Source organism: Anaerobacillus sp. 1_MG-2023, assembly GCF_030547345.1.
GTDB lineage: Bacteria > Bacillota > Bacilli > Bacillales > Guptibacillaceae > Guptibacillus > Guptibacillus hwajinpoensis_B.
Genome location: NZ_JAUORD010000003.1, coordinates 23050 through 46743, shown reverse-complemented (window position 1 = coordinate 46743; position 23694 = coordinate 23050). Strand labels below are relative to the sequence as shown.

Sequence of the window (23694 nt, the reverse complement as noted above, 5' to 3'; positions counted from 1 at the left end):
AAAAGTCACTGTTTTCGTGATTGGAAAGAATTTTGCTGTTTTCTTTCATTTTTACATGAAAATGAGTTATTAAACATAAATTGCCCTGCTCATAAACCTTCGTGAACAAAGAGCATTCCCTGTCCATTAGAACAGGGATTATCTATACATTTTATCGTCAAGATTCCTTCTTTTCCTCTTCTTCAGTTGAAACGTCCTCATAAGGCTCAAGCCAACTACCTTCATTTAGATAAAGAATACCTTTGGCTTTATCTTTAAGCTTCTCAACTATTAACGGGTAGCTATTCACCTTCTCAGAAAAATCGCTAATGCTTGTTTTCACTTCATATCCGTCTGTCATATAAAGAGTTAAGTTAAAAGCTTTATCCCCATTCGGCGTATAGTGAATCTCAGAAATACGATTAATAATACTTAATTCTACTTTCCTGAGCTCGCCTGCCATTTCTGATAGCTCTGTACTTTCGTTCCATTGCATCAAAATAGGAGCGCTCACTGGCGTTTCACCTTTAGGGAGTGCATCAAGAATAGCACCAGATTGCAAAATCGGGAAATATTCACTTCCCTTTTTTAGATATGCGACTCGAGCATTCTCCACAACCTCCACTTTAGCAGTCGCAGGAAACTGTCTAGTCACAGTTACTTCTTTAATTTCTTTTGATTTTTCTACCTTTTCTTCTACATTTTTAGCATTTAAATTCCAAAAGCTCACGCTATTATTAAGCTCACTTAACTTAATAATTTCTTTTTCTGAAACATAATTGTTGCCAGAAACCTCAACGTTCCGAATGTGACTTAAGGAAGATTGGAAGTAAATGATCAGCAAAATGAGAAAGAAGAAGATTGATAAATAGACGATTAATCTTCTGTTAGCGCGCTGTTTACGCTGTGCTTTCAACGTGGGAATCCGATCTTCAATTGTTACAACTTTGCGATCTTCCATTGTCTTGCCTCCGTCTCCGGTAAATGAACTTCTGTCTATACTTACGATGTTACTAACGCTTATCATGGCAACCGAACGGCATGACCCAGCTGTTTGTCCTCATTTCAATCATTATAGCATAAGTTAAGGTGTTATTAGCCTCTAGAAGGAAATTCATCCCAGAGAATTGTTCTTAATAATAAGCTATATTACTTAACATTGTTTATTTCAGCTCTGTGCCGACAAATAGAATGAGCCAATACTTAAGAATCACTAGTATAAGCTAACAAAGATATATAATAAATAGGGAAATTCAAAGGGTTACCTCGTAATTTGAATCAATCATGTAAATCATAGAAAAAGAGCGCTCTCTAATGAGCGCTCTTCCATGATCTGCTTAAAACTTTGCGTACCGACTGATATTGAGTAACACTCCCATTGCTACAAGCATGAGCGTTAAGGAAGAGCCCCCGTAGCTAAGGAAAGGGAGGGTAATCCCTGTTACAGGCATTAAGCCAGTTACAACGCCAATATTGATCATTACTTGAATCGCAAGCATCCCGATGATACCAACAGCAAGAAGACTACCAAACAAATCAGGAGCTCTTAGTGCAATGCGAATCCCTCGCCACAGAAGAAGTGAAAATAAGAGAATCACAAAGCTTCCACCGATAAATCCGAGTTCTTCAGATAAAATTGCAAAGATAAAGTCTGTTTGCGGTTCAGGTAAATAATAAAATTTCTGTCTACTTTGGCCTAGCCCAAGCCCCATCAGTCCACCCGGGCCAATGGCATAGAGCGATTGAATGATTTGAAAACCACTACCGAGTGGGTCACTCCACGGATCAAGGTAGGAGGTGATTCGCGCAATTCGATAGGGCGCTGATAAAATCAGGACGGCAAAGCCGGCTAAACCAAGCATACCAAGCCAAACAAAGTGGGCTATTCTTGCCCCCGAGATAAAAATCATTACGACGCACGTACCAACCATAACCGCTCCAGTTCCAAGATCCGGTTGAAGCATAATCATACCGAAAGCTATGAACACAATACCAAGCGACGGCACTAGTCCTTTTTTGAATGACGTAATGCGTTTTTGATTTTCGGATAAATATTTAGCAAGAAAAGCAATCATTGCAAGTTTTGTAAATTCAGATGGTTGGATTGAAAACGCACCAACACCAAGCCAGCTTCTCGCTCCCCCTCGAACAAGTCCAACTCCTGGGATCAGGACTAGAACAAGCAGAATGAAGCAGATGAGCACGCCTACTTTTGACCAGGTGCGCCATGTCCAATACTCAACGTTCATCACGAAGAACATGGCCACAACACCTACCCCCGCAAAAAGAAGCTGTCTTTTTGCAAAGAAAAATGCATCGTCAAATTTATAAGAGGCCCATACAGCGCTGGCACTGTAAACCATGATTAATCCAATTGCTAACAACACTAATGTTGCAGTTAAAAAGACCAGGTCTGGCGTTGATTTTGTTTTCGGCAATAGACCCACACTCCGTTTTGTCGATTTTACCTAACCGAACTCACCGGATAAGCAAGACAACCTCTCATTAGAGTCTATGCATTGCCTCAATAAAGATGTCTCCACGTTCTTCAAACGTTTTGAATTGATCCCAGCTTGCACAAGCCGGTGATAGAAGAACAACATCCTCCGCTTCGGAAAGATTATAAGCTGTTGTAACAGCTTCCTCTACATTATCGACAACAGTCACAGAATCCAGTCCTGCTGATGAAGCTGTTTTTTCTAATTTAGAGGCAGTCTGACCAAACGTAATTAAGTGCTTCACTTTTGTTTGGAAATACGGAATTAAATCGTCAAACCCGTTCCCACGATCAAGACCTCCAGCGAGAAGAATCACGGGCTTTTTGAAGGAATCAAGCGCTTTTTTAGTAGCAATTGAATTCGTTGCTTTAGAATCATTGTAAAATTTACGTGCGTTAACTTCTCCTACGAACTGTAGACGATGTTTCACACCGTGAAAGTTTGTTAGTTCTTGATGGATTTTTTCATTTGAAACACCTGACAACTTCGCTACAGCTATAGCAGCAAGCGTATTTTCCACGTTCTGCTTCATTGATAGATCTTCAATCTTAATCACTTTTTCCTCTTTAAACACGATCCACTCTTCATCAATACATACGCCTGAATCTAATGTTTTTGTGGCTGAAAAAGGAACGAGTGAAGCATTAGAAGCCTCAGCAAAACCAGTGACAAGTTCATCGTCGGCATTATAAACAGCAAAATCTTCCTCGGTTTGATTTTGGAACAAACGAGCTTTAGCTGCGGCATAAGCCTCTTTAGTTCCATGATAATCAAGGTGTGCCTCATAAATATTTAGAAGTACTGAAATATGAGGATGGAAGTTCATTGTTCCTTGAAGCTGAAAACTAGAGAGTTCTGTCACAAGCGTTTGATTAGGTGTAGCTTCCGCAGCTACCTCACATACAACTGTTCCAATATTGCCTGCCACAATCGGATTAGACTCTGTATGTCTTAATAATTGTCCAATAAGAGTTGTTGTGGTTGTTTTCCCGTTCGAACCTGTTATGGCGACAAACGGAGCTTCTGATATTTCACCTGCGATTTCAACTTCTGTCACAATTGGAATCTCCCTCTTTTGAGCTTCTGCTAAAAGTGGATTTTCATAAGGTATCCCGGGATTCTTCACAATTAAATCGACGCCATCTAGAAGTTCAAGAGGATGCCCACCGCCTACAACGGTGAACCCTAATTCTTGAAGTTCCATTGCTTTAGGATTGTTTTTCACTTCTTCGCGATCATTCACTTTTACTTTAGCGCCAAGAGATCGTAGGAGCTTCGCTGCCGCAAATCCACTTTTCGCTATTCCTAAAACAAGAACAGACTTATTTTCATAATTAACTCTTTTCATTACATCCACACCTCAAGATAGATTCCAAACGTTGCACATAGTAAACCAACTGTCCAAAATGTAGCGACAACGCGCCATTCCGTCCAACCAGAAAGCTCATAGTGGTGATGAAGAGGACTCATCTTAAACACACGTTTACCTGTCGTTTTAAATGAAGTCACCTGAATAATAACGGATAGGGTTTCAATGACAAACACCCCACCAATAATCACGAGAAGAAGCTCAAGCTTCGTCATAATGGCAACAGCCGCAAGTGCCCCCCCAAGCGCAAGTGATCCAGTATCACCCATAAATACTTTCGCAGGGTGAGCATTAAAGACAAGAAATCCTAGTACTGCGCCAACGACACTGACGGAGAAAATAGCCACATCATACATGTATACTGACGCCGCAAGAATGGCAAATGCGCCGAAGGCAATAGCCGACGTTCCTGCTACAAGCCCGTCCAGTCCATCTGTCAGATTGACAGCGTTTGACGCGCCAACTAGCATGACAAAAAGTAAAATCACATATCCAATGCCAATGTCAAAGCTCCACTCTGTCCCTGGAACATGAATCGCTGTATCAAATCCAACGGTTCTTAATCCAAAATAAACAAGGATCGCAATTAGGAGCTGACCTAATAGTTTTTGTTTTGATGTTAATCCAAGGTTACGCTTTTTCACAACTTTAATAAAATCATCCAAAAAGCCAATCAGTCCATATCCAACTGTTACAAATAAAAGCAGCCAAATTTGGGTTGAAATTTCATCATATTTAAGAGCGATAATAATAGTCCCGAGAATAATAGACAGAATAATGATCAGTCCACCCATTGTCGGAGTCCCAGATTTCTTTTGGTGTGACTTAGGTCCTTCTTCTCTGATGCTCTGTCCAAATTTAAGCCTTCTTAAATATGGAATAAATACGGGCGATACTAACACCGCAATAATAAATGATGTTAATAAGCTAAAAATTAATAATCTTTCAATCACTGTACTGCCTCCTTAAGATTCATTCTCTAATGCCTTTACGATGGTTTCGAGCCCTAGCCCTCTTGAAGCTTTTAACAAAACGGCTGTTTTATCATCAAGTTGGCCCGATAGATATGATGCGGCATCTTCTTTATTGTCAAAGGAAACAGCAGGCACTTGCTGTGCTTCGTCTTCCACGATCCCATCATAAATCCACTTTGCTTTTTCTCCAACTGTAATCACTTCCGTAATAGACGATTTAATCGCCGTTGCTATGTTACGGTGGAGAAATTCTTCTTGATCACCTAACTCATACATATCACCAAGAATGGCAATTTTCTTATCAAATCCTTCCAATTCAGCAAGCGTTTCAACCGCAGCTTTCATGGATGTTGGACTGGCATTATAGGCATCATTAATAATTAATGCACCGGTTGAACTCGTAAACTTCTCCAGTCTCATCCCAGTAAGGGTTAAGGAAGATAGAGCTTTTCGGATTTGGTCATCTGTCATTCCAAGTTTTCTTCCTGCAGCAATGCTGTAGAGCGCATTCTTAATATTATGTTTACCTAATAATGCAATTTTGAACGGCTCTTTTTCATTTAATAACGTAAACGAATACCCATTATCCAGCTTTACAACTTGATCTACTTGAAGGTCATTTGTCTCATCGTACCCGCAAGAAATCGCATTCTTCTGAAGTGGAGCAAGAAGAGGCTCATCTCCATCAAGCACGAGATGACCATTGGACTTAAGTCCCTCTGCTATTTCCATTTTCGCTTTGGCGATATTTTCTCGACTGCCTAGTTGAAGTAAATGAGACTCTCCAATGTTCGTAATGATCGCAACATCCGGTGTAGCGATCTGGGTAAGAAGGGAAATCTCACCTGCTCCGCTCATCCCCATTTCAAGGATCAATACATCTGTTTCTTCAGGCATAGCAAGAACTGTCATCGGGAGTCCCCAATGATTATTCAAGTTGCCCTGTGTTTTATACGTTTTATATTTAGGACTGAGAACCGCTTCAAGCATATCTTTCACTGTTGTCTTTCCATTACTACCAGTTACACCGATAACATATGGATTTTGTTCTTTAAGAACTTGTTTCGCAAGCTCCTGAAACCCAACGGTTGTGTCGTCAACTTCGTATACATTGATCTTCCCGACGAGATCTTGAGGAAATGGCTTATTTTTATCCCAAAGCGTTCCAGTTGCCCCATTAGCAATGGCTGCATCTATGAAACGATGACCATCGAATACATCGCCAACGATCGGAATAAATAATTTGTTCGTACAGTCTTTCCTCGTATCCGTCGCCACACCTTCAAAGACCAGTTCATGTTCAACTGGTCCCTGACTAATATTGTTTAGTAATTTAGATGAAAAGTTCATCTCTTCCGCTCCTTTATTGCCTGACGTGCTATTTGTCGATCATCAAAATCGAGCACTCGATCGCCGATGATTTGATAAGTTTCATGTCCTTTACCTGCAATAAGGACAACGTCGCCTTCCACAGCGTGAGTAACAGCATGATGAATAGCTTCTGCTCGATCTGTAATACGGATATAATGTCCACTTACACCTTCCACCATATCATCTAATATGCGTTCAGGATCTTCACTCCTCGGATTATCTGAAGTAAGAACCGCTGTATCTGCTAATTCTGTTGCGATCTTTGCCATGAGCGGTCGTTTCGTACGATCACGATCTCCCCCGCAGCCAACGACAGCAAATACATTCCCTTTTGACATCTCTTTAACTGTTAACAGCACATTCTCAAGGCTATCCGGTGTATGCGCATAGTCAACGATAACGGGAAATTCCTGTCCTTCATCAACAAGTTCAAACCGTCCCGGAACACCTGCAATTTGTTCAAGACTCTCTAGAATACGATCAAGTGATAACCCGTTAGAAAGACAAGCTGCAATAGCTGCAAGTGCATTGTAGACGCTGAATTTGCCTGTTAACATCAGTTTCACATCTCGTTCTTCTTCAGGAGTAACGAGGTGAAAACTTGTCCCGTTAGCGGAAAACGAGATGCTGTTAGCCATAATATCAGCGTTATTATCAATTCCATATTTCAAAATGTGCGCTGAAGTCATTTGTTCATATTGCTCACTCGCTTGATCATCGGCATTTAAAACGGCTACCTTTTTTCTCCCTGTATCATATGTATTACCTAACTGTGAAAAAAGAAGACCTTTTGCCTGACGATATTCCTCCATTGTTCCATGATAATCAAGATGATCTTGAGTTAGATTCGTAAAGACCGCTACATCATAATCACAGCCTCTAACGCGACCTAATGTTAACGCGTGAGAAGAAACTTCCATAACAGCCGTTTGAACATTGCTTTCCTGCATTTTGGCAAATTGCTTTTGAAGTAGCAATGGTTCAGGCGTCGTGTTTTTCGTCTCGAATTCTTCATCTGCTATTTTCATATTAATAGTGCCGATTAATCCTGTCGTTTGCTGTTCATTACGATGAATCTGCTCAATTAAATGAGAGACGGTCGTTTTGCCATTCGTTCCCGTTACACCAATTAAAGAAAATGATTTCGTTGGATTATGATAGAAATAATTAGCTAGCTCTGCAAGCGCACGATGAGCATCTCTAACAATAATAACTGGAACAGAAACGTCTAGCTCCTTTTCAGATATAAGTGCAACTGCTCCCTGTTGTACAGCCTGCTCAGCAAAATCATGGCCATCCACTGTGTAACCAGGGATACAAACGAATAAACTATTAGCTTTAACAGCTCGACTATCACTTTCAATCGTTGCTATTTCCGGGTTCCCTTTTCCTACTTGCTTATATGTAAGTAATGCATGGAGAAGTTCTTGTAATTTCATCTCTTTCAAACCTTTCTAGTTCGCTGACATATTTTCAGAAAACAAGCCAAGAGCATACGCCTTGGCTTGTTCACTACTTATTGTACTCACCGGTCGCTTATTTGTCACCCATATAAAGTCGAATTTCTGACCCAGCCGGTAATTTCACTCCAGGTTCAGGGGCCTGAGCCACAACGGTATCCCCTTCACCACTTGAATCAATTTTCAAATTATACATTGCTTTATGAATATCTACAGTAGATAAACCTACTAAATCCGGCATTTCAATCATCTCTTCATCCTGCCATGTCTTTTCTTTCTCAATTTGATCTTCCCTTTTTTCCACACCCATAACCGTCAAACTATCCTGGATAATATTACCTACGATTGGGGCGGCTACGATTCCACCAAATTGGAGCGTATCTTTCGGATTATCAATTGCGACATATACAACAATTTGAGGATCATCCGCAGGAGCAAAACCAATAAAAGAGACGATATGATTATTTTTTAAATAAGCGCCGTCTTTCGCTTTTTGAGCCGTTCCAGTCTTTCCACCTACCCTATAGCCATCTACATAAGCGTTTTTTCCAGTTCCAAGTGCAACGACCGTCTCAAGCGCATGCCTTACTTCTTCTGATGTTTCTTTTGAAATCACTTGTCTTTTCGCAGTTGGCGAGTTTTTACTTACAACTGCTCCCGTCTCAGGATCTAGCCACTCTTTTGCAATGTATGGTTCATAGAGTGTCCCTCCGTTCACAGCAGCTGAAACAGCTGTTACCTGTTGAATAGGCGTAACGGATACCCCCTGACCGAAGGCTGTTGTTGCTAGCTCTAGTGGACCGACATTATCAACATCAAATAATATCCCGCTTGCTTCACCTTGTAGGTCAATGCCGGTTTTGTCACCGAAGCCAAATTTATCAATATATGAAAAGAGCTTTTCTTTGCCCAGACGTTCCCCAAGAAGAACGAAACCAGGGTTACAGGAATTTTGCACACCTTCTAAAAACGTTTGACTTCCATGACCTCCAGCTTTCCAACATCTTAATTTTGTTCCAGCCACTTCAATGCTTCCAGGGTCGTGAAAATGATCTTTCTCAAGATCAACTTCCCCTTCCTCAAGAGCAGCAGCTAGCGTAATAATCTTAAATGTTGATCCTGGTTCATACGTACTCCAAACAGGCTTATTTTGATTCCAGACGTCAGGAGAGACTTGCTGAAATTCTTCTGGATTAAAATCCGGCCTTGAAGTCATCCCGAGAATCTCACCTGTATTCGGATCCATTGCAATGGCTGCCGCTCCATCCGGATGGTAGGTAGCTTCCGCAATATCCAACTCTCGTTCCATAATTGTCTGGATTTTTGAATCAATTGTTAAACGTAGATCAAGCCCATCTACAGGCTCTGTATAGTCATCTGCAAGAGAAGGCATCCGCTTACCTTTCGCATCTGCATAATACTCAACCTGTCCTTTTTCACCGCTTAACTCTTCATCATAGTAGAGCTCAATACCTGTCAAACCTTGATTATCAATACCACTGAACCCTAGCACGTGAGCTAGAAAGTCGCCGTTTGGATAGTGACGTTTGTTATCTTCAGCAATGTAAACACCTGAAAGATTCAATTTCCGAATTTCATTTGCCTTTTCATTCGACATTTTCTTACCTTCAGGACGAATCCAAACCATTGATTGATTCTGGGTGATCGTTTCATAAACCTTTTCTTTACTCGTATTAAGGGAAGCAGCAAGAGCTTCAGCAGTAGCCGCAGGATTTTGAAGCTGTCTTGGAACGATTAGTACAGAAGGGGCACTAATATTCGTTGCAAGAGGCACTCCGTTACGATCCAAGATTTCGCCTCGACTCGGTTCGAACGGAATATTTCGACTCCAAGAATCTTTCGCTTTCTCACTTAGCCAATTTCCCATCACAAGCTGCACATAACCAAGCCTCACGACGACAACCGCAAATACAAATAGACCGATGACAAGCGCCATCACAAGTCTCCTTCGAACAGTAACAGTGGAAACGCGCATAAACTCATCCTCCCTGATTATGCTCGTTCCACTATATGTTCAACACGGTTTAGATAGACCTGCTAGTCTGTAATTGGCTCCGCATCTTCCTCAGCTTCCGTTTGTTCTGGTTCTTCTTCTTCAGAAGAAGGAGACTTCAGCTCAACGACTAGATAGTCGTCTTTTTTGATATTACTTCCTTTGTTAATGCCTTGCTTCGTAACATATCCAGCTCCCATGACATTCGGTTTAAGGTCCATTAGCTCGACTAACTTCATAACGTCAGCTAGAGACCACCCCGTGATTTCAGGCATTTTCGCACTACCTTCTGCACGCAAAATAATTCGTTCATTATCGAGGATTTTCGTACCTGCATGAGGAGATTGACCTGTGACCTCTCCATCACCAAGTACTGTAACCGATAAGCCTTTCGCTTCAAGTTCTTTCTTCGCCTCGTCTGCATTCATGCCCGTCACTTCTGTTAATACTTGACCGCTCTCTTTCTTTGAGCTTTCTTCGGACGTTTCTTCTTTCTTTTCCATCGGATCAATATTTAAATATTGAAGACTATTTTTCATAACTGTGTTAAAGATTAAAGAAACAGGGTCACTTCCTAGTTCAGGATATTCAAGCTGCGGGCGATCAACAGCAACATAGACTACTAACTCCGGATCATCTGCAGGTGCCATACCTATAAACGAAAAGATGTTATTTCCATATCCGCTCATATAGCCCTTTGAACCTTGTGAAATTTGAGCTGTACCGGTTTTACCAGCAATCTCGTAACCTTCAATGTTATATGGGGTACCTGTGCCATCCGTCACTACCGTACGTAAAAGATCTCGCGTTTGTTTAGCGGTGTCTTTAGAAATAGGTTCTCCAGCTACTTCAGGTTCGTGATTCAGCTTCACTTCGTTAGATTCAGGATCAACTATTTTTTCTATGACATATGGCTTCATCATCTTACCGCCGTTAGCTATTGCAGTTATAGCTTGTACTTGTTGGATTGGCGTTATCGTAGATCCTTGTCCAAATCCAGTCGTAATTCGTTCAAGCTCTCCACCATAAGTAATTCTTGAAGAAGACTCCCCTGGGAGATCAATACCTGTTTTCGAATCCAATCCGAATTTAGTTAAGTAATCCTTATACTTCTCATAGCCTAGTTTTTCTTTAACAAGGATGGAAGCTGCAACGTTAGAGGATTGTCGAATACCTTCATCAAAACTAATTGCCCCCCACCCTTCACCACCATTATGATCACTCACTCGGCCACCAGGTACTGAATATTGACCTGATTGAAAGAGCTCGTCTCCATTGTATACACCTTCTTCAATGGCTGATGCAACAGTGAAAATTTTCATAGTCGAACCTGGCTCAAATGCTGTAAGAGCCATATTCGTGTAATTAGAAACGTTTCTTAAGTTTGGATCAAAGGTTGGACGATTGCCCATCGCTAGGATTTTACCTGTATCTGGATCTGCCACAATCGCCGTCATTCGTTCAGGATTGAATTTCTCCTGTGCCTCATTCAAAGCATTTTCCATTAACACTTGGATTTTTTGATCAATTGTTAAATAAACATCGTTGCCACTTTTAGAAGGGGTGATATTTTCGTTTCCATAAGGAAGTCTAAACCCTTCACGATCACTTTGATACGTTTCTTTCCCTTCCTGCGGCATGAGATATTTATTCAATTCCTTTTCTAATCCTAGTAAACCTTCCTGCACGCCATCATCATTTTCATTTGTAAAACCAAGAAGATGGGAAGCAAACTCTTCGTTCGGATAGAGTCTTGTTTTCGTTGGGATGAATCCAACTCCTGGTAAATCCATTTCTTCTATTTTTTCTTTTTGAGTTAAGCTTAAATCTTTACCCGATGCACCAAATTCTACTTGAAAAAGGTCGTCTCTTGATAAAATTTCTTTCACGTCGGATTCTTCCATCTCAATAATAGGTGCAAGCGCAGCAGCTGTTTTATCGACGTTTTCTACATGATCTTCATATTCTTTATCCAAAATCGCTCTTAGCGTAAAGGAAGGAATATCGGTAGCTAGAGCATTCTCACCTGTTCGGTCAAAGATCGTACCGCGATCCGCTTCGAGAATTTTGCTTCTAGTCCACTTATCTTTTCCAAGCTCCATCAAGTCCACTTTTTCACCATCGGAACCTGATACCGCCTGTGTCCACTCGATGTAGAAAAACCGTCCAATAAAAGCAAAAAAGAGCAGGACAAATAGTGACATTAAAATCGCTGCTCCAACATTAATATGTGAGTTCTTGTTTGTTTCTTTCATGACAGTGCAAACCTCCGAAATTATGATCCTTTGTTGATCACTTCTACATTTTGATCATTCAGTTCCATGCCTAATTTATCTTCGGCAATGTTCACAATTCGACCAGGCGCACTTAATTCCGTCACTTTAACCTGAAGCTCTTCATTCTGTTTCACTTGAGCACGTTGGTCTGCTTCCGCTTGTTGCAGGCCAGTATTCAAATTATAAATCTTAGCGTAATTAGAAACCATAAAGATCGACGCCGCCACGAACGTTAGTACAAGCATCATCCAGAGCAACTTCTCTCCTTTAGTGATTCGTCCACGTTCCACATGAACGGCTTGCTGTTTCGTTTCAACTTGTTTTTTTTGCGTTTGCTGCTGCTGATACTTATACGCCAGGTTACTCATCATTTTCCCCCTTGCACCTCTTTATATTTTTATCTTTACACTTTCTCGGCTACACGAAGCTTTGCGGATCGTGCGCGTCTATTTGCTTCTTGTTCTTCTTCTGACGGAAGAATCGGCTTTCTTGTTACAAGCTTGATATCAGGTTGATAGGCGTCTGGAATAATCGGCATTCCAGGCGGAAGTTCAGGCCCAGAGGCCGCTTCCTTCATTGTCGTTTTGCAAATCCGATCTTCAAGAGAATGGAACGTAATCACACTCATTCTGCCACCAGAGTTCAAAATAGACATCCCATCTTTAAGAGCCTCTTCAAATACTTTAAGCTCATCATTCACTGCTATTCGAATAGCCTGAAAAATCCTTTTAGCGGGATGTCCTCCCTTCCTTCTCGCAGGTGCTGGAATAGCGTCCTTAATAATATCAACGAGTTCAAATGTGGTTTCAATCGGTTTTAAGTCTCTTGCTTTTTCAATTTTGCGAGCGATTTGTTTTGAAAACTTTTCTTCACCAAATTTGAAAAAAATCGAGACGAGGCGTTCATACTGCCATTCATTCACCACTTCATACGCCGATAAACTGGAAGATTGGTCCATTCTCATATCGAGCTGAGCATCATGCTGATAACTAAACCCCCGCTCACCTTTATCAAGCTGCGGAGAGGAAACACCTAGGTCGAATAAAATGCCATCAACACCTTCAACACCAAGGTCAGAGAGGGCTTCTTTGATGAAGCTAAAGTTTCGTTCAATAACTGTCAGCTTGTCCTCATAGCCTGCAAGTGTTGTTTTAGCGTTATCTATTGCCCATTGATCCTGATCAAAAGCATAGAGGTGTCCTGTGGTAAGCTTATCCAGGATTGCTTTTGAATGACCGCCGCCGCCAAGCGTACAGTCAACATAAATGCCATCTTCTTTAATATTTAGTGCGTTCACTGCTTCTTCTTTTAATACTGTAATGTGTTCAAACATAGCTACACCTTAACCTTCATTCCATATTGGCCTTCTACAAATCGAAATCCATCATACTTTCCGCGATTTCAGAGAAAGACTCTTCTGATGCATTGAAATACTCTTCCCAAACGGCTTTGTCCCAAATTTCTAATCGATTTGAAACACCAATCACAACGCATTCTTTCTCAAGCCCTGCATACTGGCGTAATGTTCCGGCAATATTTACCCTGCCCTGTTTATCCAGTTGGCATTCAGTTGCACCTGAGAAAAAGAATCGGGTAAAAGCACGAGCATCTTTCTTTGTAAAAGGGAGTGTTTTCATCTTCTCTTCAAGAACTTCCCATTCTGTCATTGGGTAGCCGAAGATGCATTTATCTAACCCGCGAGTGAGGACGAAGGTTTCACCAAGTTCTTCACGAAACTTAGCGGGAATGATCATTCTGCCTTTTTCATCAACAGTATGCTGATATTCCCCCATAAACATGGCTTCCTCCACCTCTCCCACTTTCTACCTCTAAGTTACCACAACTCCCCACTTTTCACCACTAAAAAAATAATTCGTACCACAAAACAAAAATCCTGCTGTTCAGCGGGATTTTTATTTAAAAACATTTGATTTTCAAACAAATAGGCTACTCGCCATTCCGCGGTTGCCTGTCACCCGCTTAAAATCATGCCCTATAGCGGCTATATTGGCCAAAATTAGAATATATTGGCTAAACTCGAATTATATTAGCTAAATCCCATTTTTATTGGCCAAACTTCAAATATATTGGCCAAATCAAAAAAACTGCCAGAATCCTCCGGCAGCTTTCCTTCTATCCCTTAAAGATAAATCACCTTATGCTTATCATTAAATGGAAGCTCAAGTTCCATCACTTGATCCACAAAATCCATACCATGCCAATTTAAATAATAGACTGCGTTCCACTTCCGCTCTTGAGGCGCTCCGTTAGGTTTTAACGCAAAGCCTACTTCATCGAATTTATCCAGCGTATTTTCATGCTGATACTCGAGTGATTGATAAAGTTTTTGCTGAAGAAGATCAAGCTGTCTTTGAAGAAACAGGCCATTTTTTTCAGCAAAGCGATTAAGTCCATGATCAACGGATTCTGTTAATTCGCGAAGGTTTTGATGAATATCGTCCACTTTCAACTTAGCATCCTTAAATGTAGCCCCGATCCCTACATCATCTAAATGACGCACGTAGGATTCTTTCATGTGATCAATCCCTGACTTTAAAATTTCTTCGTCTGATAAAGAGAGATCACCGATATACTTTTGAATATGCCGCTCTACAAACGTAAATGTCAGTCGCGGCACGATGACAGGCATTTTTATTCCGAAAGTATGAAAGGCTGGCTTCAGTAAAGCCCAGTAAGCAAGTTCACCTGGTCCAGCCACGAAACCTAGCACAGGAAACATGACATCTTGCATGATCGGTCGCGTCACAACATTGTTACTTAAATCTTCCGGCTGACGTTCCGCTAATTCAAGCAGCTCTTCTAATGAGTAGGAAACGGAAGCGGTTTTCCCCTCAAATCTTCCGTTTATTCGTTCTAGTAATATCCGTTCGCCGTTTACCTTTACGAATAAATTTGCTTGTAGGTCATCAAGATCGACACCAATTGGATAATTCTCTTCACGAAGATGAGCCGCCTGGGTTAAAACACCTTCATTGATTGTTTCGTTTTGATGAATCATTTGTTTAAACGCGTCCGTCTGTAGACGGCGAAAATCTCGGTTACCTGAATCTACGAGCACAAGTCCATGCTTTGAAAAAAGCTTTGTCATGATGTAACAAAAATGATCCACGTACGTATTAGATTTCTCAGTTACACGTTCTAGAAACCCTTGAATCTCTTTCGTATAAGAGGTTTCGCCAAATCGTTTGAGCATGTCACGCGTCCAGGAGTTAATCGCATCACGATCAAGCGATATATCAGACAATGCCTGCTTTGTCATTTGCTTTTGAGACACTGCCTCTTTGCACTCTCGCCCTTCGTCATACGAATAAATATGATTGACTTCATGATAATCATGATCTTCTCCCGCTACCCAAAAAATAGGGATAACAGGTACACCTAGCTTGCGTTCTTTCTCTGCTGCTAACTTAATGACCGATATCGCTTTATTGATCGTATAAAGGGGGCCAGTTAACAGCCCAGCCTGTTGTCCTGCAACAACGGTTACCGCTTCTGGCTGTTGTAAACGCTCGATATTTGCTAGCGCCGGTCCTTCTGCTTCAAATTGCTTATTAAACTCCATCAAGTGTTGCGTTAAATTCGCACGATCTTGATGACGTTCCATTAACTCTTCGTATCGCTTTTCATATGATGAATCATGCTGATATGTATAGTCAAAAAAAGCTGAGATTCCTTTTTTCTCAGCAATGTAATCTGTCGCAATGACATTTGATCCTGGAAGGAATGTTTCTTTGAGTTTCATTTATATTTCTTCCTTTCTTGACACAAATGCGGAACTCCGCCTATTTAATCCTTTGTTAGTATATCAAACTTCCTCATTGCTACCAAAAAAAAAGCTTATAAGTTAGACCGATAGAATTCGGTGAACTAACCCAATAAGCACTAAAACAATATACCCTGTAGAAAACAATAGAAAATTAAAACGCCACGCACCTTTTATCACTTTGTGAATCTCGACATCATCTTTCATTTTCCAATGAAGCACGGTAAATGCACCAGCCGCCCCAATAATCATTAGTAGAATGACCCAAAGAAATGATTGACCAAGTAATTCAACGAGAATAAAGTGAACGCTTAAGATAAAAAAGATCGTTGAAACATCTACCGCAAGACGAAAGGAGAACTTTTTCTTCCGCGTCGTTTTTACCGTAATAATATAGACCAGGTACCAGGCAAGCAGCGGAATGGTTACGGCCGTTGCTACAATCCATGATAAGAGGTTTTCCATTTCATGAGACTCCTTTCTCTATCTATTTAACATCTCAAGACCCTTCACACTGTCGTAGACAAACCTAGAATAAGGAACGTATTGGCCATTTATTTCAGCTTCTTTAAGAATAAAGCCTGTGATCGCATCGATCTCTGTCACTCTTCCCGCCTTTAAGTCTGCAAGCATAGATGACGCATTCGAGCTCGTTCGCCTGCATATAAGCTGCGTATCATTCCAAGCATCTTCATACTCTAATTGAAGTACGCGACAGGTCTCCTTAACTAATTCTCGCATCACACTATAAAACCTTGGATTTTGGAGCAACTCTCCATTTGTTACTTGATAAATTCCGCTGAGAGGATTAATCGCACAGTTCACAATAAGTTTTTTTGCAAGCATCTGGTACCAGTCACTTTCATAATAAATCGGAAAATTCCTGGTTGAGAGGTTTGCAAGCGGATTAGGAAAACCACTAAATGCACTCACTCTTATAATGCCGCTTCCTGTGTGTTCGACCGTTCTCTCATCTACCTTCTTTGCGCCATGCTCAATAACTCCAACTAGAATATTATGCTGTAGTAATGATAAATGAGAAAGGTGCCCCATGCCGTTTTGTACAAAAAGGATATCAGGTAAATGGTTATCCCGGTATACCTTTTGAATCATCTTTATAACAGAAGGAACTTGATTCGATTTCACTGCAACAACTAGTAAATCCGATTCGTCCCCCGCCAGAAGATGCGTGGATCGCACATGCGCTACGCGTATATTTTCTCCTTGTTTATATGTAATCCCTCGATTGAGCAGATCAGCTTGTTCATTTCGATGACATACGACTGTAACGACGTGCTCTTCCATCGCAAATTTTGATGCTAACAGTAAACCGATTGATCCAGCTCCGATAACCGTAATATTCAACTTTTTCGTCACCCTCTTGTCTAACACATGATATTCTTCTTAAAGTTTAGCACAGGTTCTCGTCAATGATGAGTAAAAAATCCCTTAACAGTTAAGTTAAGGGATTTTACGACTTTTATACAGGATAAACAGGGTGTTTCTTATCTGGCGCTGCCACTTCTTTTGATTCATAGTAGCTTAATCGATCCACTAAAACTCCCCGTAGCTCACTTCCGGGAACAATGTCATCCACAATTAATTCAGAAGCAAGTTTGTAAATATCAATGTGTTCTTTATACTCCTGATGCTTCTCTTTGACGTATTCCATACGTTCCTTAGGATCCTCAATCGCATTTATCTTATTAGCATAAACAGCATTGACTGCAGCTTCAGGTCCCATTACGGCAATTTGTGCAGTCGGAAGAGCTATGCAGCAATCAGGTTCAAATGCAGGGCCTGCCATCGCATACAACCCCGCTCCATAAGCTTTCCTCACGACTACCGAGATCTTTGGTACCGTAGCCGAGCTCATTGCCGCAATCAATTTAGCGCCGTGGCGAATAATCCCAGCACTTTCAACTTTCGTTCCAATCATAAATCCAGGAACGTCCGCAAGAAACACGAGAGGAATATGATAGGCATCGCAGAGCTGAATAAATTTCGCACCCTTATCTGCAGAATCAACGAAAAGAACGCCGCCTTTAACCTTTGGTTGATTGGCAATCAATCCAACTACTCGTCCATCTATTCGAGCAAAACCAGTTATCAACTCTGGCGCAAAGAGCTTCTTCATTTCAAAAAAGCTTTCACTATCCACGAGTGCCTCAATTAAGTCATACATGTTAAATGGCGCATTTTGATTTTCAGGGACGATATCACTGATTGACTTTTCAAGGGAAGGTAGCTTACCTTCTAGATGAGGTGAGCGCTTATGGAAATTCCCCGGAAAATAACTAAGGTAGTTCCTTCCAAGTTCAATCGCTTCCTCCTCGTTTGCAGCAAGAACGTCACCGCACCCGCTTGTACTGCAGTGCATTCGTGCACCACCCATTTGTTCTAACGTTACTTTTTCCCCTATTACTTTTTCAGCCATCCTAGGTGAACCAAGATACATCGACGCGTTTTTATCGACCATAATGACAATATCACAGAAAGCTGGTATGTATGCGCCACCGGCGGCTGAAGGTCCAAACAGCAAGCAAACTTGTGGTACCATTCCAGACATTTTCACTTGATTATGAAAAATCCTTCCAGCCCCACGTCGATTTGGAAACATTTCAAGCTGATCTGTAATTCTAGCTCCGGCTGAATCGACCAAATACAAGAGAGGTACTTTCAAGCTCATTGCTGTTTCTTGAATGCGAATAATCTTCTCAACCGTTCTCGCACCCCAAGATCCTGCCTTAACTGTAGAATCATTGGCCATCACACAAACCTTTTCTCCATTCACTTTGCCAATCGCGGTGACAACTCCATCTGCAGGAAGATCTTTCGCATGATAGTTCGCGAATTTACCATCTTCCGTATATTCACCATTATCAAATAGAAGCTTAAGTCGGTCACGCACAAAAAGCTTATTCGATTCCTTTAGCTTTTGATGGTATTTGTCAGATCCACCACCTTCTACTTCTGTAGCTTTAGTGGCTAAAAGTTCTTCAAGATGATTCATTTTGAATCCTCCTTTGTTTATGATTAGATCGAGCGCTCGTTCAGCTAGCTTCCTTACTTAACGGTAACGAGAACATCACCTTCGTTAACAAAATCACCAACGCTTACTTTCACCTCTGTGACCGTTCCTTCCTCTACACCTTCAATCGGAATTTCCATCTTCATCGATTCAAGCATCACAAGCTCCTGACCTGCTGTAATTGAATCTCCTTCTCCTACCATTACGTTTAATACCGTTCCAGCCATTGATGCTTTTATTTCTTGCATTTTCATCATTCCTTTTCTCATTGATTATTTTTTAATAAGATGACGAGCTAAATAAGACGTCGAATAGTTCCCCTCTTGAAAATGACGCTCAGCTAGTAATTGGGTAAACAACGGACCATTATGCTTGATCCCAGTTAATGAGAAATCCTTAAAGAAAGCCTCTCCTTTGTCGATTGCTTCTTTACGAGTAGCGCCTGACACAATAATTTTGGCAATCATCGGATCGTAGAACGGGGAAACACTTGAACCACTTTCGTAGCCTGCATCAATCCGAACCCCTTCTATTTCAGGAAACTTTAGCGTTTCAATTTTGCCAGGTGATGGCATGAACGATGTTGGATCTTCTGCATATAGCCTAAATTCAATACTATGACCAGTTGGCACAATATCTTCTTGCTTCAAAGGTAAGTCTTTACCTTGTGCAACAAGGAGCTGCCATTCAACTAAATCTACTCCAACAGTTTCTTCCGTGATCGGATGCTCTACTTGTAACCTGGTGTTCATTTCTAGAAAATAAAAGTTTTCATTCTGATCCATCACAAATTCTACTGTCCCAGCATTTGTATAATGAACATGCTTAGCAGCTAATAAAGCGGCTTCTCCTATTTGAACACGAGTCTTTTCGGACAAAAAAGGTGATGGCGTTTCTTCAAGCACCTTCTGATTGCGCCTCTGTATCGAGCAATCTCTTTCGAACAGATGGACGATATTGTCATTGTCGTCTCCTACAATTTGCACTTCGATATGGCGCGCATCGTCAATGAATTTTTCGACGAACATCGCCCCGTTACCAAAATAGGCTTTAGCACGGTTCTGACTTGATGCGAACGCTTTTTCTAACTCTTGATCATTTTCACAGCGCTGCATGCCAATCCCGCCTCCGCCTGCAGCTGCTTTTAACATGATCGGGTAGTTGATTTCATTTGCAAATGCGATCGCTTCGGTCACATCCTCAATTTCACCACTGCCCGGAACGACCGGTACCCCTGCTTCTTGCATTGTTTTTCTCGCGGTGATTTTATCACCCATTGCTTCAACCACATCAGCAGATGGTCCGATAAACGTTATCCCTCTCTCTTCAATCTTTCTTACAAAAGAGGCGTTCTCAGACAAGAAGCCATATCCGGGATGGACTGCATCCACCTTCTCTTCTTGCGCGATTCGAAGAATTTCATCCTGATTTAAGTAGGATTTAGCTGCTGGTGGATCTCCAATGTGATGAGCCGTTGTTGCTTGGTTTACATATGGAAGATCTTTGTCAGCGCTAGAATAAACAGCAACCGTCTCTATTCCTAGTCTGCTGCATGTTCGAATGATTCGTTCAGCAATTTCGCCACGGTTTGCAATTAGGATTTTTTTCAAACTATCGCCCCTCTCATTACAATCATGAACCAGGTTTTTGAAAACCCTTACATTTATCATATCATTAATTCCGCTTCACGTTTCAATAAATATTCAAATTATTCCTTTTATACTTTGTTTTTTGAAATGAGGAAAAGTTTCGTGTTTTCGGTTATAATATAAATGAGAAGGAAGTTTATACTTCTATTCATCTTAGAGATTAAATAAGCACATTTGACGGAGGGGGCCGCTATGGTAGACTTAACAGTTCGTCCACTTGTAATCAATTACAAAACTCTTGAGGAGTTTAAGAAATTTAAAGAGTTCGGCATTCAGGAACTATCCATGATGGAGGATCTTCAGGATAATATCATCGAAAATGATAGTGAATCGCCATTCTATGGCATCTACTACGCTGACAAACTAGTAGCTAGAATGAGCCTTTATCGAATCGATGGAAAATATGATCGTTACTTCGATCCACCACAGGATTACCTGGAGCTCTGGAAGCTTGAAGTGCTTCCGCAGTATCATAATCGAGATTATGGTTCGACTCTTGTTAATTTCGCAAAAACATTTAATGTTCCAGTGAAAACAAATGCGAGACAAGGTTCAGGTGAATTCTGGGAGAAGATGGGGTTTGAAGCCGTTACGTATCAACCTGATCGCGATCGAGGCGAAAATCCGTATGTTTGGTACCCAGAAGGCGTTTCCGAACAAGAATAATAAAGAAATAGGAGCAGCCCTGGCTGCTCCTATTTCTTTATTTTCTCTAAATTCCCATTAGCATCCATCTGAAATCGCAAATTCCCTTGATCTTCTTCTTGGAAAATAACCATCTTTCTTGCTTTTTCCATGATCTCTAATAAAGATTGGTAATCTTCCTGTACTGACATATATTCTTTCTCTAGTTGATGAAGATGCTGTTTGAGTTGCAGGTTTTCAGCCATAGCTTCTTGTAATGAAGCTTCATGTTGATTTGATTCGGCAAGGTGCGTTTTGGATGTGATTAATAAGCTGATCGCTTCGTCAATTAAATCAATGCTTCGATCCTCTTCTACCGATTCACGTTTCGACTGTGATTGGTTCTTTTTCTGTTCCTTACGCTGTTTCTTTGCTAATGTTATCGCTGCTTCGTACTGTTTTCGAATCAAGGAGTTCCATCGGAAACCGCACGCAGCCGGCGTTCGAGAAAGTGTTTTCCCTACTTCCTCAAATGCAGCTAGTTGTGTGCTGAATTCTCTTATATGACGTAAAACGACTTCGGCTAACAACACATCTTCGTCTTTTGACCATGCATCCTGGCGAATTGGTACCAAGCGCAATCCCCCCAATAACCGTTTTACAGTCATCTTATGCATTTACTAGAGGTAGTAGACTCTTCTATTCATGAAAGAATCTATTTTCTTATCTATTGGGTCAATTTCAGATTAAGTCAATCGCTAAAACGTCTATAAAAAGAGCTATGATAGCTAATTATGTTAACTTTAAGGCATAGGATACGATGGAGTTAACGCCTACCACTTTTATTCAAGAATGTTGCCACAGCATGATGGTGCTCTTCGGTCGCCCATAGAATCGCACAGCTTCTTATTTCTTTCTCAACTCTATCTCGAATCAGATTTTGATCTAGACTAGTTAACCAGTAAGACTTATAAGTAGAGAGGATCAAAGGAGAACGCTTTAACAGATTTTCTATGTATTGGTAAGCATCGTCTTGAAAAGAAGCGTGTGTGGTTACATATGTAAGACATCCATTTGCAAGGGCTTCTTGATCAGAATAGCGATCAGCACTCATGAGCATTTTCATCGCTTCCCCATGATTCATTCTTGTTAGAGCATACGTGGATCCGCCCCAGCCTGTCGTTAGCCCGATCGATCCCTGGATGAAACCTACTTGAATATTCTTTTTCGCTATCCGAAAGTCACACGCAATAGCAAGTTCAAGCCCACCTCCAACAGCATGACCATTCAGTAGAGCCACAGTTGGTTTCTGACAGAAAAACAAGCGGTCTAGCACATCACCCATTTTCCGAAGCATCGTATATGCCTGCTCTTCAGTGTAAAGTTCCTTGAAAGCCCTTACATCCCCGCCGCTACAAAATACCTTATCTCCACTTCCGGTTACAACGAGGTATTTTACATTTGGATCAGATTCCGCCTTATCAATTGCCGCCATTAACTGATCCATCACCTCATAATTTATCGCATTTCTTTGCTCAGGGCGATTAATCGTAAGAATTGCTGCTTCGTTACGAATCTCCACTTTTACACTCGTCATCCATCATCCCACCTTATATAGTTCAAATTATTGAGCGCTCATTCTTTTTACTATTCGTAGTTAAATGTTTTTAAATAATCGAATAATTAAAACGTAAAAAAAGCAGAGAGATTTATCTCTCTGCTTTTCAACATTACTTGCTTACTACGTTTTCACCTTTGTAATTTCCACACTCTTTACAAACACGGTGAGAAAGTTTGAATTCGCCGCAATTAGGGCATTTTACCATTCCTGGTACTTCTAATTTATAATGAGTACGACGCTTATTTTTACGCGTTTTAGAAGTTCTTCTAGCTGGTACTGCCATTGTTTCCACCTCCTTAAAAAGTTAACTGATCTTACGGAAGTCAGGCTTAGTTATCTTCATTTTCCTTGTTGAAAAAATCAGCTAAACCGGCCATACGAGGATCAACCTTTTCTTTCGGTTGTTCTTTCGTAATGACTTCCCATCCATTTCCGGATTTTTTTGGCATTTCATCAGATTCAGAGCTGTATTTCACAACTCGAATCGGAATCTCCAAAAGTATATTTTCCTTAATATACGGAACTAAGTCAACCGTATTTCCCGAAACTTGATGAATTTCTTCATCTTCCACCTCAAAATCAACGCCACTTGTGTTTGCTTCAAGCACAAATGTCTCCATTGGGCGAATTACGAACGGAAAATCAACATCCTCTAGTGTGTTGGCACATGGAAGAACCATTTTGCCTTTCACTGTTAGATGAAAGGTAACCTTATTACCGTGAAACGATGTTTCTCCGGTAACATGAACTGGTGTAATCTCACGAATATCTGGATTACGTTCCTTCAGTTCCTCTACATTTACTTCTTCGTCAATTGTAAGGCCTTTTAGTTTAAAGGACTTCAATTGCTCAATTGACCATTTCATCTGTATATCACCTCAAGGCAACAAAAGTATTATAGCTACAAAATACGTAAATGTCAATATTTTTTCTTTACACCAGTTGTTTCATCGTTAATCTTGGTATAATGTTTATCATACCAGAGGAAAAACCTTGAATTCAACTAATAAAAATGTACGTCCCTTATACAAGGGACAGAGAGGA

22 protein-coding genes are annotated in these 23694 nt (G+C 40.9%); 1 reads left to right on the top strand and 21 read right to left on the bottom strand.

The annotated features are described in order from the left end of the window. Positions 1-157 precede the first annotated feature (157 nt). The 17 genes from Q4550_RS06600 to Q4550_RS06520 all read right to left on the bottom strand — a co-directional run bounded on the left by Q4550_RS06600 (position 158) and on the right by Q4550_RS06520 (position 20366). Positions 158-940: a cell division protein FtsQ/DivIB gene (locus Q4550_RS06600; RefSeq protein ID WP_303531197.1), complete on the bottom strand. Its 783-nt coding sequence runs from the start codon at positions 938-940 to the stop codon at positions 158-160. A gap of 376 nt (positions 941-1316) precedes the next feature. After that, a complete protein-coding gene (gene spoVE, locus Q4550_RS06595; RefSeq protein ID WP_194221342.1) occupies positions 1317-2417 on the bottom strand; it encodes a stage V sporulation protein E in 1101 nt (366 codons plus the stop codon). A 67-nt stretch (positions 2418-2484) separates the two neighbouring features. Beyond that, positions 2485-3825, bottom strand: a complete 1341-nt coding sequence (murD, locus tag Q4550_RS06590) for a UDP-N-acetylmuramoyl-L-alanine--D-glutamate ligase (protein ID WP_303531196.1) — start codon at positions 3823-3825, stop codon at positions 2485-2487. Next, entirely contained in the window at positions 3825-4799 is a 975-nt protein-coding gene (mraY, locus tag Q4550_RS06585) for a phospho-N-acetylmuramoyl-pentapeptide-transferase (RefSeq protein ID WP_194221340.1), read from the bottom strand. The genes murD and mraY overlap by 1 nt, the downstream gene beginning before the upstream one ends. A gap of 12 nt (positions 4800-4811) precedes the next feature. Continuing rightward, positions 4812-6170, bottom strand: coding sequence for a UDP-N-acetylmuramoyl-tripeptide--D-alanyl-D-alanine ligase (locus tag Q4550_RS06580; RefSeq protein WP_303531195.1), 1359 nt, complete (start codon positions 6168-6170; stop codon positions 4812-4814). Further along, on the bottom strand, positions 6167-7630 hold the full coding sequence (locus tag Q4550_RS06575; RefSeq protein ID WP_303531194.1) for a UDP-N-acetylmuramoyl-L-alanyl-D-glutamate--2,6-diaminopimelate ligase: 1464 nt from the start codon (positions 7628-7630) through the stop codon (positions 6167-6169). Before Q4550_RS06575 ends, Q4550_RS06580 begins: the two co-directional genes overlap by 4 nt. Positions 7631-7727: 97 nt before the next feature. Then, positions 7728-9647, bottom strand: a complete 1920-nt coding sequence (locus Q4550_RS06570; protein ID WP_303531192.1) for a stage V sporulation protein D — start codon at positions 9645-9647, stop codon at positions 7728-7730. Between the two features lie 62 nt (positions 9648-9709). After that, positions 9710-11920 carry a penicillin-binding protein gene (locus Q4550_RS06565; protein WP_303531189.1) on the bottom strand — a complete coding sequence of 737 codons (2211 nt, stop codon included), beginning with the start codon at positions 11918-11920 and terminating at the stop codon, positions 9710-9712. A 20-nt stretch (positions 11921-11940) separates the two neighbouring features. Then, the gene (gene ftsL, locus Q4550_RS06560; protein WP_303531187.1) at positions 11941-12309 is read right to left on the bottom strand and encodes a cell division protein FtsL; all 369 of its coding nucleotides are present in this window, start codon (positions 12307-12309) and stop codon (positions 11941-11943) included. A 35-nt stretch (positions 12310-12344) separates the two neighbouring features. Further along, a complete protein-coding gene (gene rsmH, locus Q4550_RS06555; protein WP_303531185.1) occupies positions 12345-13274 on the bottom strand; it encodes a 16S rRNA (cytosine(1402)-N(4))-methyltransferase RsmH in 930 nt (309 codons plus the stop codon). Between the two features lie 34 nt (positions 13275-13308). Then, positions 13309-13740: a division/cell wall cluster transcriptional repressor MraZ gene (mraZ, locus tag Q4550_RS06550; protein ID WP_194222283.1), complete on the bottom strand. Its 432-nt coding sequence runs from the start codon at positions 13738-13740 to the stop codon at positions 13309-13311. Positions 13741-14081: 341 nt separating this feature from the next. After that, positions 14082-15704: a bacillithiol biosynthesis cysteine-adding enzyme BshC gene (bshC, locus tag Q4550_RS06545; protein ID WP_303531183.1), complete on the bottom strand. Its 1623-nt coding sequence runs from the start codon at positions 15702-15704 to the stop codon at positions 14082-14084. A gap of 102 nt (positions 15705-15806) precedes the next feature. Next, a complete protein-coding gene (locus Q4550_RS06540) occupies positions 15807-16190 on the bottom strand; it encodes a DUF3397 domain-containing protein (RefSeq protein WP_194221332.1) in 384 nt (127 codons plus the stop codon). Between the two features lie 18 nt (positions 16191-16208). After that, entirely contained in the window at positions 16209-17090 is an 882-nt protein-coding gene (locus tag Q4550_RS06535; protein WP_303531181.1) for a 2-dehydropantoate 2-reductase, read from the bottom strand. A gap of 115 nt (positions 17091-17205) precedes the next feature. Further along, on the bottom strand, positions 17206-18738 hold the full coding sequence (locus Q4550_RS06530) for an acyl-CoA carboxylase subunit beta (protein ID WP_303531180.1): 1533 nt from the start codon (positions 18736-18738) through the stop codon (positions 17206-17208). 53 nt (positions 18739-18791) lie between these two features. Continuing rightward, entirely contained in the window at positions 18792-19004 is a 213-nt protein-coding gene (locus Q4550_RS06525) for a biotin/lipoyl-binding carrier protein (protein ID WP_194221329.1), read from the bottom strand. Between the two features lie 24 nt (positions 19005-19028). Then, a complete protein-coding gene (locus tag Q4550_RS06520) occupies positions 19029-20366 on the bottom strand; it encodes an acetyl-CoA carboxylase biotin carboxylase subunit (RefSeq protein ID WP_303531179.1) in 1338 nt (445 codons plus the stop codon). A gap of 231 nt (positions 20367-20597) precedes the next feature. Between Q4550_RS06520 and Q4550_RS06515 the strand changes: the two genes are divergently transcribed. Beyond that, a complete protein-coding gene (locus tag Q4550_RS06515) occupies positions 20598-21071 on the top strand; it encodes an N-acetyltransferase (RefSeq protein WP_194221327.1) in 474 nt (157 codons plus the stop codon). A gap of 29 nt (positions 21072-21100) precedes the next feature. Here the strand turns inward: Q4550_RS06515 and Q4550_RS06510 are convergent, their stop codons facing one another. The 4 genes from Q4550_RS06510 to Q4550_RS06495 all read right to left on the bottom strand — a co-directional run bounded on the left by Q4550_RS06510 (position 21101) and on the right by Q4550_RS06495 (position 23516). Next, a complete protein-coding gene (locus Q4550_RS06510) occupies positions 21101-21664 on the bottom strand; it encodes an RsfA family transcriptional regulator (RefSeq protein ID WP_194221326.1) in 564 nt (187 codons plus the stop codon). A 191-nt stretch (positions 21665-21855) separates the two neighbouring features. Next, positions 21856-22626: an enoyl-CoA hydratase/isomerase family protein gene (locus Q4550_RS06505; RefSeq protein ID WP_303531178.1), complete on the bottom strand. Its 771-nt coding sequence runs from the start codon at positions 22624-22626 to the stop codon at positions 21856-21858. A gap of 133 nt (positions 22627-22759) precedes the next feature. Continuing rightward, the gene (gene rpmF / locus Q4550_RS06500; protein WP_048309912.1) at positions 22760-22933 is read right to left on the bottom strand and encodes a 50S ribosomal protein L32; all 174 of its coding nucleotides are present in this window, start codon (positions 22931-22933) and stop codon (positions 22760-22762) included. 46 nt (positions 22934-22979) lie between these two features. Next, positions 22980-23516 carry a YceD family protein gene (locus Q4550_RS06495; RefSeq protein WP_194221324.1) on the bottom strand — a complete coding sequence of 179 codons (537 nt, stop codon included), beginning with the start codon at positions 23514-23516 and terminating at the stop codon, positions 22980-22982. Positions 23517-23694 lie beyond the last annotated feature (178 nt).

Bases quoted from the DNA above. Each gene is read 5' to 3' on its own strand.
- murD (WP_303531196.1), bottom strand. From the start codon at position 3,825: ATGAAAAGAGTTAATTATGAAAATAAGTCTGTTCTTGTTTTAGGAATA.
- Q4550_RS06570 (WP_303531192.1), bottom strand. From the start codon at position 9,647: ATGCGCGTTTCCACTGTTACTGTTCGAAGGAGACTTGTGATGGCGCTT.
- Q4550_RS06515 (WP_194221327.1), top strand. From the start codon at position 20,598: ATGGTAGACTTAACAGTTCGTCCACTTGTAATCAATTACAAAACTCTT.
- Q4550_RS06565 (WP_303531189.1), bottom strand. From the start codon at position 11,920: ATGAAAGAAACAAACAAGAACTCACATATTAATGTTGGAGCAGCGATT.
- Q4550_RS06495 (WP_194221324.1), bottom strand. From the start codon at position 23,516: ATGAAATGGTCAATTGAGCAATTGAAGTCCTTTAAACTAAAAGGCCTT.
- mraZ (WP_194222283.1), bottom strand. From the start codon at position 13,740: ATGTTTATGGGGGAATATCAGCATACTGTTGATGAAAAAGGCAGAATG.
- Q4550_RS06600 (WP_303531197.1), bottom strand. From the start codon at position 940: ATGGAAGATCGCAAAGTTGTAACAATTGAAGATCGGATTCCCACGTTG.
- rpmF (WP_048309912.1), bottom strand. From the start codon at position 22,933: ATGGCAGTACCAGCTAGAAGAACTTCTAAAACGCGTAAAAATAAGCGT.
- Q4550_RS06575 (WP_303531194.1), bottom strand. From the start codon at position 7,630: ATGAAATTACAAGAACTTCTCCATGCATTACTTACATATAAGCAAGTA.
- Q4550_RS06505 (WP_303531178.1), bottom strand. From the start codon at position 22,626: ATGACGAGTGTAAAAGTGGAGATTCGTAACGAAGCAGCAATTCTTACG.
- Q4550_RS06540 (WP_194221332.1), bottom strand. From the start codon at position 16,190: ATGGAAAACCTCTTATCATGGATTGTAGCAACGGCCGTAACCATTCCG.
- Q4550_RS06580 (WP_303531195.1), bottom strand. From the start codon at position 6,170: ATGAACTTTTCATCTAAATTACTAAACAATATTAGTCAGGGACCAGTT.
- Q4550_RS06530 (WP_303531180.1), bottom strand. From the start codon at position 18,738: ATGAATCATCTTGAAGAACTTTTAGCCACTAAAGCTACAGAAGTAGAA.
- Q4550_RS06525 (WP_194221329.1), bottom strand. From the start codon at position 19,004: ATGCAAGAAATAAAAGCATCAATGGCTGGAACGGTATTAAACGTAATG.
- bshC (WP_303531183.1), bottom strand. From the start codon at position 15,704: ATGAAACTCAAAGAAACATTCCTTCCAGGATCAAATGTCATTGCGACA.
- rsmH (WP_303531185.1), bottom strand. From the start codon at position 13,274: ATGTTTGAACACATTACAGTATTAAAAGAAGAAGCAGTGAACGCACTA.
- ftsL (WP_303531187.1), bottom strand. From the start codon at position 12,309: ATGAGTAACCTGGCGTATAAGTATCAGCAGCAGCAAACGCAAAAAAAA.